This is a genomic window from Stieleria sp. (assembly GCF_041595215.1).
GTDB classification, from domain to species: domain Bacteria; phylum Planctomycetota; class Planctomycetia; order Pirellulales; family Pirellulaceae; genus Stieleria; species Stieleria magnilauensis.
Window position 1 is genome coordinate 1 of sequence record NZ_JBFHKV010000072.1, and the last position, 14,738, is coordinate 14,738.

The window sequence follows — 14,738 nt, forward strand, 5'->3', positions numbered from 1 at the left end:
ATGCGTCCGGTCAAATCCGCTATGGGTTCATTCACGGCAACTGGGCGCTCGACAATTCACACCCTGACGGATGCCACTGTGGTGTCAATGACGAACTCACGGTGTTGCGCCAAACGGGCTGCTACGCGGACTTCACCATGCCCGCCGCCCCTCACCCGGCACAGACACGAACGATCAACAGCATCTACTACGCCATCGACGACCCCCAGCGACCGAAGTCACACGACAGCGGGATCCCGGCGAGCGTCGGTGCGGCGCGACCGCGGGACGGATTGCTGATGATCCAGGGACCGGTCGTGGTCACCCATCGGCGGCCTTGGCAGAAACCGCGGATCGAAAATGGCAACGTCGCCGGTTCACAACCGCTTGCCGAACAGCGGATCGACGACTGGCTCAAAGCACGCGTCATCGTGTCCGGTCACCCCCAGTGGCAGTTCATCAAGCTACACACGCACGGCGCGCTGGAAGCGAACACCGATGTGTGGTTGAGCCCACACGCGACGACGTTTCACGCCAGACTACGCGAAACGGCCGATCGTTACGGATTCAAGTACTACTACGTGACCGCAAGAGAGATGGCGGCGCTGGTCGCACAGGCCGAACAGGGGCTGACCGAACCGGTCTTCGACGAGGACCGGCTCGCGATCACGTAGCCGGGTCGGGCATGCAGTGCCATGCCACTTGACTGGGTGGTCAAGAAACGGGAGCAAACGGGAGACGGACCCCGATGAAGCGACCCACGAGACAAATGGGCCCACGGATGGCAGCGCGAACCCACGGATATTTCGGTACCTGTGATCCGCGGGATCGCCCGGTCATCGGTGGGTTTCTGATCGCTGGTCGTGAAAGCATGACCGCATTCCCTGGGGACAGCCGCTTGCCATCCCTTTCCTGATTTCCACCGATTTCACAGGGCACGGTGGCTGAGGGGAGAGGTAGGAAGATTTTTGGAGGTAGGAAAACTGGCGAAGTCGAATTGGATGATGCATTGCACCCTCTTCTTACCTCCGAACTTTCCTTACCCGTGTTCCGCGACGGCAAAAAAGCGAAGGGCCTTTACGCCACGTGTTGCGTCAGCTCGATCGCCGATTCCTGCGGTGGTGCCGAATCGAGTTTCTCGCTCTTCAACGGCACCGGTCCGATCATCGGTGCGTTAGCAGTGGGAATGCGAAGCCGCGATTTCGCTCTCAGTTTGAACGAGAGCTGTCCTGCGATGTACGGAAGCGTCGCCAACAGCAGTTTCAGATCTTGGAACAGGCTGGCGGTGCGAATGTACTGCAAATCACACGCGACTTTCTGGGGAATCCCCACGATCGATTCGTCGTATCCCAATTTCAATTGCGCCAGACCGGTGATGCCGGGCCGGACCCGAGTTCGTCGCAAGTAACCCGGCACTTCTTCGGCCAAGGTCGTCACAAATTCGGGGCGTTCGGGACGGGGGCCGACCAGACTCATGTCGCCCGCCAGCACGTTGATGAATTGTGGCAATTCATCCAGGTGGCAACATCTCAGCCAGCGGCCCGATCGAGTCACGCGTGAATCGTTTGGACTGCTCCAGACCGGACCGGTGTTCTTTTCGGCACCGGTCCGCATGGTGCGAAACTTCCAGATCCGGAAGTTCTTGCCGTTCTTTCCCACACGCACTTGGCGATAGAACAGGGGACGCCCATCGCACACTAAAATGATGAACGCCACGATCGCCATGATGGGGATCGCGACCACCATCAACAGCGCCGTGATCGCCCATTCGACGAACGGCTTGGCACGAAAGTACTTTGTCGGTATCACCATCGACTCGTCTGCCGGCTCAACCGTCACCGTCGACGGTGCTGCGGAGACAGTTTGATGCGGCGGATGGAGGAACAAGTCTGAATCCGCCGCAAGAGCCACGAGTGAGGGTACCGGGGAGGGCAAAGTGGGTTCTGTCATGAATGATTCACGTCCTCGGTTTTCGCTGTCATGGTGTCAGACTCCTTTGGTCCACCCTGGGGTTGTCCGTCCGCCTGGACCCGACGCAGTTCATCCTGCAATGCGTCGATTTCCAGACGGAGTGCCGTTTCGCTTTCGGTATCGTCTGCTGCGGGCGAAGCTGCCCGATCGTTCTTGGATCGATCGGGTTGCAAACGCAGCCCGCTTTTGCCCGTGCCTGAATGAAAAATGGATCCGCTGAGTGGGATTCCCGCTTGGCGGGCCGACTCTTCGCACAGCACCAGTTGATTCCAGCGGCTGTCATCGACGAACACGGCAAACACACTCGAATCGACTTCTTCGGCGAGCAGCGTCCCTTCGGTCGCCCCCATCCATGACGGGCCGTTGACGATGATCGCGTCGTAGCGTGACCGCAGGGCGTCGATCACCTGCCGCAAGGTCTTCGGATCAATCCATGCGTGATCGGCGTTCGGGGTCCCGATCGGCATGAAATCCACCTCATCGACATTGGTCGTCACCAACAGCGCCGCGATCGTCTCCACCGCGGGGGCTTGGTTGCCAATGGGGAGTTGCCGAATGCCGTCGGATCGCGATGCCCCGAGTGCGCGGCTCAGCTGGCCCCGGTCGGTATCGCAGTCGATCAATAACACTCGACGATGAAAACCTCCCAGGACGACTGCCAGTTCTTGTGAGATCAGGTGCCGCGACTCGTTCGCGACGCAACTGGTGACCATCAGGGTGACGCTGTCCGCGGAATCCTGGTTCCGCAAAAAGATCCTTGCCGCCGCCTCTCGCACACCGCCGCTGGTTTGTTTTTGCCGCAACCCGAAGCCGAACTTGGACTGTGAGGCCGCATAGGAATTCGTGCCAAAAACGGGCAAGCGTGATCGGGAAACCAGATCGCGAGGGGATCGCACACGGCAATCCCGCCATTCCAGATACCCGACAACAAACATGATCAGCATCCATCCGCCCGCCCCACTGGCGGCGGCCGCCCTCAACTGACGGGAATGATTCGCTTGTGTGGGCAGCGTGGCCAGGGACTGCAGGGCGACGCGCGACTGCGATCGACCTTCGATTCTGAATTCCTGCAGCGTCTTCCACAGTCCGTCGGCCAAGCGACTTTGTCGCTCAACCGCGTGACGGGACATGTCCAGCGGCACCGCGGTTTTCGGAGCAGCACGGACCACGACAGAATTCAACTCGGTCAAACGTTCCCGCAGAAACTCCTTCTCGCTGCGATTCAACTCAATTTGCTGCTTGAGTTTGGCAAACAACTGTTGGTGTTCCGATTGGGTCTGAATCTGCAACGTTTCGCTGATCTCGGCGCGGGTTCGTTGAATCAATTGCTCCAGTTCTTCGGCAAACCGGTCGCGTTGGTCCGTCAGACGTCGCATCTGTGGCGAGTCCGCACTGACGGCAATCTTCTCCATTTGCTGGCACTGCAGTTCCAATCCCATCAGCTGCTTGCGTGCGGTGCTGACCTCGTGGTTCTGCCGCAGTAGTTTCTCGACGACTTCTTCGCTGACCGCGGGTTGTCCCTCGTGACTTGCCTGCAGCTCGTCCAGCTGGCTTTGCAGTTGATTGCCCCTGAGCTGGGCCGCTTGCAACTGTTGGGCGTAGTCGCGATAAGACTGGAACTGCATCTCGTCACGAATCGTCAACGATTCCGAGCTGTCCGAACCCACCGACCGCGCGACGCTGTTGAGATCCTCCCAGAGCTTGTCCAGCTGCAGGTCAGCCGCCACCACCGCTTGTTCGAGTTGTGTTTCACGCAGCTTTCGGTCCGACATCATCCGGTGCGTGATTTCGTCCAGATACGCCCGGGTGATGGCGTTGCAAAACGCTTGGGCGACCAGCGGCGTTTCGTGATGCACCGTGATACTGATCACTTCGGATCCCGATTGGGTCTCGACCCGCAACAGCCCGTCCAGCCATTCGACTCGATTTCCAGCGGGAACCACGTGGGTCAACTGCTGAACTTCGTCGTCATCAAACGCGGCCGAAAGGACTTGATGGGATCGCACCAAAGCGGCCTGGGAGCGAAAGAACGCGAGGTCTTCTGACCGCGACGTCTGTGGGGTGAACACCACATTTTGCTTTTCGCGAACACGCACCAAGGCCTCGGCGTGATAGTTCGGCCGGATCCACGACCAGGCGACCATCGCCAGCGTGCCCGCCAGCACGCTGCCGACGACGAACGTCAGCGTCAGGTGATGACGGCAGGCCAACATCAGGTCGCTGAATTCGGGGATGCCGCGATAGATCGAGGCCCCGATCGCGTGGTGCATCAGAGGTGCTTGACCGTCAGACGCCGCCGCGCGGCGTCCCTCATCGGTTGGGGATTCGATTTGCATTGAGTTTGGTTAGTTGCTCGCTTCGTCTCAATCATCCGGCGTATCCGGTCGCCGCCTCTGGAGAACCAAACGCGTGTGGCGACCGAATCAGTGGTGGCACGAACCCCCTGACGAGTTTTCGTCATCTGGGGGTGTGCTAGTGAGAGAAATGCGCGTTCCCCGCAAAGGGGCATCAACCGCACGACTTTCAATCAACGGGACGTTCTCCGTGTTCGACAAACCGATCCGCGATTTGTGCAACACGCCCGCTGCGGTGAGGTTCAACCGACAAGCGAGCGATTTCGTTTCATCCGGCCCACGGCATGCCCAGCGATTCAAGCCGCCGCGGGTGTCCAACACCGCATGAGGTTTTGATGAGGTTTGTGGGGTGCATTTCATGATGCACGCCACGGTGCCCGGTGTTTTCAAGGGGATTTCGTGTCTCTGGCAGATGCCGGAATCGGTTTCGTTTCCATCGGACACCGCAAAGGACAGCAGCGGGCGTTCGGCTCGGCTAAACTGATGAGCCCCCGAAAGGATGTTTCCTCCATCCATCCCACCCAATGGCTCTCTCCATGAACGTGCGAACGATCCCCGGCGTTTCAGTTCTTGCTTGTTTGTTTCTCTCGTCGTCCGTTTTGGCCGACTGGCCGGCCTACCTGAACGGCAACGATCGCGCGGGCTTCACCTCGGAGCACTTGCCCCCTTCGCTACGACAGGCTTGGACCTACCGGTCGCCGGCCAAACCGGTCAAAGCGTGGTCGGGACCGCGTGAGGATCCGATCGAAGGCCATCAGATGAAGCATCGCGTCGATTTCGATGACGCGTTGCAAGTCGTGACGGCTGACGGCCGCGTCTACTTCGGCAGCACGGTCGATCATCGATTGCATTGTGTCGACGCGAAGTCGGGGCAGCCGATCTGGGATTTTTACACCGAAGGTCCGATTCGCCTGGCGCCGACGCTGGCCCATGGCAACGTCTACTTCGGATCCGACGACGGACTGGTGTATTGCCTGCGTGCGGCGGATGGAGAAGTCGTCTGGCAAATGCGCGTCGGACCTCAAGACGATCGATTGCTCTCGCGCGGAGAAATGATTTCGCGCTGGCCGGTTCGCACCGGTGTGCTGATCGACGGCGACACGGCCTACTTCGGTGCCGGCGTTTTTCCGCACGAAACGGTTTACCTTTGCGCCGTCAACGCGAACGACGGTTCGATCCTCTGGCGCAATGACACGATCAGCGAGCAAGACGCCGGGCGCAACGATCTGTCGCCCCAAGGGTACTTGCTAGCCAACGACAAATACCTGTACGTCCCGTCGGGCCGGTCGCTGCCGGTGGCGATTTCGAAAGAAACCGGAAAGATCGTGTTCCAACGCACACATTCCTGGCGGACCGATGCCGGTGGCGTCGTGGGCGGAACCAAAGCCTTGTTGGGTGACGGTCAAGTCTACGCCGGTGGTCCCCATCACTTTTTGGCGATGGACCAGAAGACCGGCAACGTCGGTGAATCCTGGATCAACGGCCGCCAGATGGTCTTGGCCGGCGAGCTTGCTTATTTGATGGATGGAGAAAAGATCTTTTGCGTCAATCGCGCCGAGCACGCCAAGGCGAGTCAAGAAAAGCAAAAGTGGTTCCTGAAACTTCGCGAGCGGCCGACCACTCCGGAAAAACTCGCCCACGCCAAACAGATGATGAAGGAGGCGATGAAAGGTGGCATCCTTTGGGAGTTCGCCAGCGACTTTGATGATGTGCTGATCGCGACCGAGAATGCGGTCATCGCCGGCGGCCTGAACGAAGTGGTGATGCTTGATCGATCCAACGGCGAAAAGCTGTGGCAAGCAAGCGTTGAGGGTAACGTGCGGGGACTGTCCGTCGGCGCCAATCTTCTGACGGTGAGCACTGACAGCGGAAACATCTACGCATACCGAAGCGATGTGACGACGGATCAAGCCGCAGCGTGGCCCGGTCCCCCTTCGGCACCGTTCCCCGCCGACGACCTGACCGAGTTCTACGAGACGGCCGCCCGGCAGATTCTGCAGCGGAGCGGTCAGCAGACCGGTTACTGTCTCGTCGTCGGAAATGGTCGAGGGCGATTGGCGTACGAATTAGCCCGGCAAAGCGAATTGACGATTTACGCCGTCGAACCGGACGCAGAGAAGGCGGCAGCGTCGCGCGAAGCGCTCCAGCGCGCGGGCATTCACGCCACGCGGATCACGGTGGTCAACACGCCGATCAACGACATGCCATTTTCCAATTACTTCGCCAACCTGATCGTGTCCGAGTCGATGTTGCTCGATGGTCAATTGCCGGGTGATCCCGAAAAGATCGCACGGCATCTGAAACCATGCGGCGGCGTCGTGATACTGGGACGTCCGGCCGGCGCGGCGAACTTGCCGGAAATGACGGCTGCGGAGAAGTCGCTTGCTTGGCTGACGCAGTTCTATCAACAGGAAGAAGGCGAAGTGGTCACGGGAGCGGATTGGCAACTGCTGCGACGTGGCAAATTGCCCGGCGCCGGGAACTGGTCCCACCAATACGGCAACGTCGCCAACACCTCCTATTCCGATGACCATCGCATCCGCGACGGACTTGGCGTGTTGTGGTACGGCGACCCGGGGCCGAGCGCGATGATCAATCGTCACGAAGCCGCCGGGGCGCCGCTTTCGACCAACGGCCGGATGTTCATCCAGGGAACCGACCGGCTGATGGCCTACGACGCCTACAACGGCACGTTCTTGTGGGACTATGAAAATCCCGGCGCGATCCGTACCGGTGTGTTCAACAATCGCGAAACTCACAACCTGGCCGCCAGTGATGACGCACTCTACGTGGCGATCAACAACCAGTGCATCGCGCTCGATGCCGCGACCGGCACGGTCAGTGCGACCTACCAAACCCCCGAATCACCCGACGGCGTGCAGCGTGCCTGGGCGTATTTGGCTTACGACGACGGACAGTTGTTCGGCACCAGCACGATTCGCGAAGAACTGGAACAACGGATGCGTCGACGCGGCTTGACCGTTAAAAGTCAGACCGATGCGGTGTTTGCGGTCGATACCGAGACCGGAGAGCGGATGTGGACGTATCGTGGGAGCAATATTCTGCACACGACGATCGCAATCGGACCGGAGCGGATCTATTTCATTGACAGTTCGATCACGCCCGAAGAACGTCAACAGCTGTACCTGAAAGACAAGAGCGACTTGAAAGCGTTGACCGGTGAAGCGGCTGAGCAAGCCGAAGCGGAGATGAAGAACTATGACGTGCGGTTGGCCGTCGCGCTGGATCGCCGCAGTGGGGAAAAGCTGTGGGAGAAACCGGTTAACGTCACCGACACCACCAACGTCAGTGCCGGCGGCGGCAGTTTGACCTTGATGGTGGCCGACGGCCATGTCGTGCTGTGTGGCGCCAATGCGAACGGGCACTATTGGAAACAGTTTCTCTCGGGACAATTCGACCGCCGCAAGTTGTTGGTCCTCGACGCCGCCGATGGCACCGAACTGTGGTCCAAGAACGCCAATTACATGAACCGACCGGCCGTCGTCGGCAACGAGATCTATGCCGAACCGTGGGCGTTCAACTTGCACACCGGCGAGCCGAAGACACGGCCGCACCCGTTGACCGGCGCCGACAGCCAGTGGCGTTTTAGTCGCCCGGGGCACCACTGCGGCGTCATCACTGCGACGCCGAACATGATGTTCTTTCGCTCCGGCTTCATCGGCTATTACGATTTGTACGAGGACAGCGGCACGCGGCATTTCGCCGGTCAGCGACTCGGTTGCTGGGTCAACGCCATTCCCGGCAACGGGCTGGTGATGATCCCCGAAGCCAGTGCGGGCTGTGTCTGTCAATTTTCGATCGCATCGACCGTGGTGATGGAGCCGAAAACGGAAAACAAGTCCTGGGGGATCTTCAGTGCCGTGGGTCCGACCACACCGGTCAAACGGATCGGCATCAACTTCGGGGCGCCGGGCGACCGCAAAGAAATCGCCGGCCGGGAGTGGTTCGGCTATCCCAGACCCAGCAGCCGGGCGCGGTTGGAGTTCGTTTTCGATTTGAAACCGCAGCTGTCCAGCGGCGGGGGCTGGTACAGCCGCAATCTTGAATCGGTCGAACTGGGGGATTCGGACAAACCCTGGGTTTACGCTTCGGGGGCACGGGGGCTGAAACAATTTGAAATCCCGCTGCTGGGAAAAGACGATCCGAAGGCGACGTATGACGTCAAGTTCTTGTTCGCCAACTTGGACGAATCCGATACGGGCGCGTTTGCGATCAAGCTACAATCAGAAATCGTGAAGTCAGGGATCGTCATCGCGGCGACACCGGGGCAACCGGCCAAGTCGCAAACGATTGAATTTTCCGACATCACGGTCAACGACAAACTGTTGGTTGAACTGGTTCCCGAAGATCCGTCACGGCTGCCGATCGTGTCGGGAATCGAGGTCACACGAAAGGAATAGCCATGAACCCCTCCAAACAATCACTCCCCAGCAAAGCAACCGCACTGGTGTCGATCGCACTGCTCTCGATCGCACTGTTTTCGGTCTCGTTGGCTGCGGTCGCCGATGCCTGCCAGGTCCCGGTGTTCCGCTACGCCTTGGAGCGTTGGCCGGCGGACAATTATGAGCTTGTTGTGTTGCACGACGGCCCGCTTGACGATGCGGAATCGAAGCTCGTCGAACACTTGCGGGCGTCCGATCATCAATCGTCGGTTTCGGCCAACTGCGGCGTCAGACTGATCGAAGCGGCCACGCTTCAAGACGAGCAGCTGAAATCGGCGTGGGCAAAACATGGCCAATCCGGCAAACCGGTTTTGGTGTCGCTGTATCCCGTGACGGCTCAAGAGGTCCCCGATCGTCTGATTGCCGCGGCGCCCTTGAACTCGGAATCGGTCGGCAACCTGGTCGACTCCCCGATCCGACAGGAAATCGCAAAACGGTTGGTCGGGGGAGAGTCTGCCGTTTGGATCTTTGTGCCCTGTGGTGACCCCAAGCAAGACGAGCTCGCGCTGGGCAACCTGACACGCTTCGTGCAGCAAAATGAACAATCGTTGGAGTTGCCCGAGCAGGAAGAGGTCGAAGACGAGCAGGAATTGCTGGAGCAGTCGGCGATCGACCTGCGATTGGATTTTTCGATTCTCACCCTCCGACGCGATGACCCCGCGGAACAGTTTTTATTGAAGATGCTGTTGGCCAGTGAGCCGGATCTGGAGGGACTCGATCAACCGATGGCGTTTCCGGTGCTGGGCAGGGGCCGTGTGCTGTACGCCCTGGTCGGCAAGGGAATCTCGGAATTGACGATCGGATTGGCCTCGCGTTTCATCATCGGCCCCTGTTCCTGTCAGGTCAAAAATCAGAACCCCGGTTTTGACCTGTTGATGGCGGTCGACTGGGAAACGAAAATCGGTACGGCAAAGTTGAGCGACCCGTTGCCGGAGACGTCGGCGGCCCCGGTGCTGCTGACCATTCCGCCCGGACGAAAAGCCAAATAATCCGCTGTAACTGATTGTGAATGCTTCAGTTACATCAACGAGTTTTTTTTTGGCGGGAGGGCGACAGCGGGATGTCGATTGAGTCGATGTTCTGAATTCAGCGCCATGATCTTAGCCCGACGCGTGAGCGAGGGACGCCGCACTGCCCCTTGCTGACGCATGCGGGCTTCAATCGACAGCCCGCCAGCCCGAGACCGCGATTCGAAGCGTCGTTTTCTCTCGGTGGGGCCCGAAGCCTCGCGCCCGTCGGCTGAGATTCGTTTGACATCAGCCGGTTCGCGCCAGCGTCCGGGCGCCCCTCACTGTCGATTGAACGGTATTGGGTTCGCGACGTTTCGCTAATTCCCTCCCGTGCCAAAGTCGCTGGCATGGGGCGCGTTCGGTCGGCCTTTGGGGAAAGAAAGGATTCGCTCGAGCCGATCGCAACTGCTGCGTGAGCGTGGAAAAACCGCGGTTCTGATCCGGTGCCGCGTCGGCGATCCGAGGCGGAGACTCCGCTGAGAGTTCCCCCGGCGGGTCAACGGCGTGTCGATAAGGTATCATCAAAGTCTTATCCTATTGCCCGCCGGGACCATTTATTTGATTCCACCAAGGTTGCTTTCCATGACCACCGTCCTGATCGTCGATGATTCCGCCGTCTGCCAGCGAGTCGCCGGCGCCTGTGTCCAAGCGGCTGGATGCGACGTCCGCTATGCCGCCGATGGATGTGAAGCCCTTGAATCGGTCAACACGGAAAAGCCCGACATTGTGTTGACGGACCTGCAGATGCCCAAAATGGACGGGCTGGAGCTGGTCGAACGGCTTCGCGACGTGTATCCGCAATTGCCGGTGATCCTGATGACGGGATTCGGCAGCGAAGAGGTGGCCGCCCGCGCGCTGCGGGCCGGGGCATCAAGTTATGTGCCCAAGGAGAACCTCAGCAAAGGACTCAGCGAAGCACTCCGCACCGTCATGTCGGTGGTGCATGCGATTCAGGAGCGGGAAAAGGTCTTGGCCTTCTTGGAGGAGAGCCAGTCCCGTTTCGTTTTGGGGTATGAACCCGGTGGGACCCAAGCGTTGGTGGGCTATCTGCACGAACAACTGAAGCTGCTGAACTATTTTGACGAATCGACATTGGTGCAACTGACGACTGCGCTCAGCGAATCGATCACCAACGCGATCGACCACGGCAACCTGGAATTGGACTCCGACTTGCGTGAAGAGGACGACGGTTCCTATCGTGATCTCGGTGAAGAGCGGATTCAACAGCCACCGTATTGTGATCGGCGGGTGACCGTGATGGCGACGCTGACACAGTCCGAGGTCAAGTTTGTCATCCGAGACGAGGGGCCAGGATTTGATCCGTCTTCCTTGCCCGACCCGACCGACCCGGAGAACTTGCTCAAGGCCAGCGGCCGAGGCATCATGCTGATTCGTACCTTCTTAGACGAAGTCACGTTCAGTGAAAAAGGCAACGAAGTCACCTTGATCAAACGTCGCGATTCCATCGACGGCGACGCGGAGAGCTGAGACAAGGAGACAAGGAGATTGGATACGCGGGGGTGAACGGATTCGATTAGGATCTTGGTTTGAGGATTTCAGCAAGAGCTATCACTCGAGCCCTCCACGCGCCCCGACTTCGGCATCGACATGATTTGGAACCACCGGAAACGCCATCGCCCGATTTCGGTGCGTCCGATTGAACGACTCGAATCACGATCGTTGCTTTCGGCCGATTTCGCTGTTCCCGTGGGCGATTTGCAGATTGATCCGATCTCCGATCATGCCCATCACGAATCTGTCGTCGCATCGGCCTTGTCCGGCGACGGGGATGTGCACACCGCTCACCAGCAGAGCGCCCTGCTAGGCGCGGACGCCCCGCAGAACGCCTCGTCACCCAACCTGCGTTTGATCACCGGATACGTCCGCGACGGGCTGGGCAATCCGATCGCGGCGCCTTTCTTGGGGCAGCGACTGGCGATTCAAGTTCAGTTCGAAACAACGGATCTGCCTGCCGGTGCGTCGTATGCGTTTCACTTCACCGTCGATGGGGTGACGCTCGGCAGCGGAATCGTGACGACCGGCGCGGGGCAGTCAATCCACACCGGGTTTCGTTGGCGGGCCGGCTGGTTTGCCACGCCGGGCACCCACAACGTGGTCGTGACCGTCGACGCGTTTAACACCATTTTTGAAAGCGACGAAACGGACAACACGTTCAGTTTCAGCTTCACCACGGGGCAGGCGACGTTCGCCCAGCCGTTGATCTGGCCTGTGGAAGGCGTCCCCTACTCCAACCACGCCTTCCTGAATTACGTCGACGTCGATCCGACCACGGGAATCCGGGACTTTCGTGGCGGCAGCTATGCATACGACGGTCACTCGGCATGGGACATCGCCGTGCGGGGGTATGACGAGCAGGATGCCGGCATCGAAATCTATGCCGCCGCCGACGGAGTGGTCATCGACACGCATGACGGCGAGTTCGATCGTCAAACCAACTTGGGCCCCACTTTCCCTCCGGTCAACTACGTCGTCGTCGATCACGGTGACGGCTGGACGACCAGGTACGTTCACCTGCGGCGTGATTCGGTTCAGGTCGCCGTCGGTGACGCCGTCTCCGCCGGCGACAAACTCGGCTACATGGCCAGTTCCGGTTGGTCCGACATCACGCATCTGCACTTCGCGCTCGAGCATCACGGGTTCTCCGTCGAACCCTGGTACGATCCATCCGTCTTCCTGGATGCCTCGGTCGCTTCACTCCACCACATCGGCGAGAGTCAACACGTGCTCAGCAACGGGATTTCCAACGTTCCCGTCGCGGCGCATGTCCGCGAAGGCACTTCGCAGGTCAGCGTTTTTCAGCAGCAGCCGGGACAGCTCGTTTACACGTGGAATTGGTTTTCCGGTGTTGAACAGGGGGATGTGATCCACTTGGATTGGCGGCGACCGGACGGATCGGTGTTCTGGGTCAATGAAACCATCGCGGGAAATGATTGGGCACATCAGTGGCGTTGGTATTCTTATCGTTTTCCCACCACGCCCGAACTGGGGACGTGGACCATTGATGTCCTCGTCAACGGCAACAAACTCGCCGAGCAATCCTTCGTCATTGCGGCCCAAGGTGTTCCCGAGGCTCGTGTTTTGCAAGCTGGCGCATTGATCGTTGACGACCGCGTCACCCCGATCGATTTCGGGACAGTCCCGCAATCGTCGTTCGCTCCATCTCAGAACTTTACCGTCGAGAATCACGGCGAAGCGGTTCTCAACATCGGCGAGGTCTCGGTCCCGGCCGGTTACACCATCACCGATCCGCTTCCGACTTCCTTGGCCGCCGGTCAATCAGACACGCTGACGGTTCAGCTCGCGACCGCGACACCAGGTCACTTCGCTGGTCAGGTGCGAATCGAAACCGACGATGATGACGAAGGCGTCTACGAGTTCTCGGTCGAAGGAATCGTGACCTCCACCACGCAGCCGCAGCAGTTGATTCTGGGGATCAATGAACGAAAAGAACCCGAAGGATCGACGCTGTTTGGCAACGTCCGGCGCAGCGACCACGGGGCGGGGATGTCGCAACCGTTGGTGGTGAATCTGGTTTCGGACTCTCCATCGGTTTCGGTCCCCGACTCGGTCACGATCCCGGCGGGTAGCGATCGCGTGATCTTCCCGATCGTGACCATCTCGGACGGCGTCACCACGGGCGATCGTGTCGTGCAATTGTCGGCGACCTCCGCGGTCACACCGGCCGCCAAAAATGAATTGCTGTTGATTGACGTGCCGCAGCCGCCAACGATCGTCGATGTCATCGTCAATGCCGGTGACCCCTCGAGATCGTCGCTTGATTCGGTCGCGGTTCAGTTTGACCAAATCGTGAGCATCGATTCGTCCGGCCCCGATCCGGCAGTTGAGATTGTCAATCGAGCCACGAATGCTTCGGTGCCGATTGACACGCTGGTATCGATCGTGAACGACAAGACGGTTTTGGAAATCAGTTTTTCGAACCCGGCTGGAATCGCTGACGCCAACTACATGCTGAATCTGGATGCCCAGTTGATCTCGGCTTCCGGTCTTCTGCTGGACGGAAACCGAAACGGTGTCGCCGATGGAGACGATGATTTTCAGTTCGGCGCCGAATCGTCCGATGCGTTCTTCAAGTTCTATGGCGACACCGACGGCGACCGCGATGTCGATGGTCAGGACTATGGTCGCTTCGGTCTCAGTTTTTTGAAAACAACCTCGCAGGCGGGGTTTGACCCCCGTCTGGATTCTGATTTCGACGGCGACGTGGACGGGCAAGACTACGGTCGATTTGGAATCCGGTTTCTGAGGACGATGCCGCATTGACGCGTGATTCACCGGTTCTGCCGGCTTTATTGAGTTCATCGTGATGCCGACGCACGTTCGACTCGGGAGTGCAGCCGGTGGTCTGTTCTTTCTTCTCGTCCGAGGTGATTCGTGCCCGATCTCGTCACCGTATCCAACGGCAAACGCTTCTTCCGCATTCCGACCGAACAGCTTTCCCAGGCTCGTCGCGCGGGGTTCTATCGGCCGGCGGTGTTGAGTCGAACGATTGTGTCGGACGGGACACAGATCTTCGAGATCCCGATCAGCGATCTCTCGGCGGCGTTGGCCGACGGGTTTCGCGACGTGCTGGCGATTGAACGACCGTCGATCGTCTGCGATCCCATCGACTCGACCAGCATGTCCCCCGACGAGCGTGGCAGCGGGGGGGCCGATGCGGCCACGACCGAAACCGAATCAGAGGGCATCTCCGCCTATCGCCGAGCGGAGTTGGAGCAGCAGGCCTTGCACGAGCAGCTGCGAGCGGACGTCGACTCAGCCTCGTTGATCTGGAAACCCGTTGCACTGATGCGGCTGTGGTGGTTCGAACAGCGTGAGGGATTGGTGGCGCAATTCCGAACCAGCGGATTGAGCATCGCGCTGCATGTCGCGCTCTTGTTGCTGTTGTCGACCATCTTCTTGGTCGAGGAGCAAATCACCAA

At 59.4% G+C, this 14,738-nt stretch carries 7 protein-coding genes and 1 pseudogene; 6 read left to right on the forward strand and 2 right to left on the reverse strand.

Annotated elements, in window-relative coordinates:
* Window positions 1-653: hypothetical protein (locus ABX749_RS04800; RefSeq protein WP_372894991.1), on the forward strand; the 653-nt coding region annotated here is incomplete at its 5' end.
* A gap of 403 nt (window positions 654-1,056) precedes the next feature.
* Here ABX749_RS04800 and ABX749_RS04805 read toward each other — a convergent pair.
* Together ABX749_RS04805 and ABX749_RS04810 are read right to left on the reverse strand one after the other, a co-directional pair.
* The gene (locus tag ABX749_RS04805) at window positions 1,057-1,929 is read right to left on the reverse strand and encodes a sugar transferase (protein ID WP_372894992.1); all 873 of its coding nucleotides are present in this window, start codon (window positions 1,927-1,929) and stop codon (window positions 1,057-1,059) included.
* Window positions 1,926-4,286, reverse strand: coding sequence for a hypothetical protein (locus ABX749_RS04810; RefSeq protein WP_372894993.1), 2,361 nt, complete (start codon window positions 4,284-4,286; stop codon window positions 1,926-1,928). Before ABX749_RS04810 ends, ABX749_RS04805 begins: the two co-directional genes overlap by 4 nt.
* A 554-nt stretch (window positions 4,287-4,840) precedes the next feature.
* Between ABX749_RS04810 and ABX749_RS04815 the strand changes: the two genes are divergently transcribed.
* The 5 genes and pseudogenes from ABX749_RS04815 to ABX749_RS04835 all read left to right on the forward strand — a co-directional run.
* The gene (locus ABX749_RS04815; RefSeq protein ID WP_372894994.1) at window positions 4,841-8,725 is read left to right on the forward strand and encodes a PQQ-binding-like beta-propeller repeat protein; all 3,885 of its coding nucleotides are present in this window, start codon (window positions 4,841-4,843) and stop codon (window positions 8,723-8,725) included.
* Between the two features lie 2 nt (window positions 8,726-8,727).
* The gene (locus ABX749_RS04820; protein ID WP_372894996.1) at window positions 8,728-9,756 is read left to right on the forward strand and encodes a hypothetical protein; all 1,029 of its coding nucleotides are present in this window, start codon (window positions 8,728-8,730) and stop codon (window positions 9,754-9,756) included.
* Window positions 9,757-10,359: 603 nt separating this feature from the next.
* Window positions 10,360-11,265, forward strand: a complete 906-nt coding sequence (locus ABX749_RS04825) for a response regulator (RefSeq protein WP_145213630.1) — start codon at window positions 10,360-10,362, stop codon at window positions 11,263-11,265.
* A gap of 159 nt (window positions 11,266-11,424) precedes the next feature.
* Window positions 11,425-14,079, forward strand: a complete 2,655-nt coding sequence (locus ABX749_RS04830) for a peptidoglycan DD-metalloendopeptidase family protein (protein WP_372894997.1) — start codon at window positions 11,425-11,427, stop codon at window positions 14,077-14,079.
* Between the two features lie 111 nt (window positions 14,080-14,190).
* Window positions 14,191-14,738: pseudogene (locus ABX749_RS04835) on the forward strand (hypothetical protein); the annotation flags it as partial.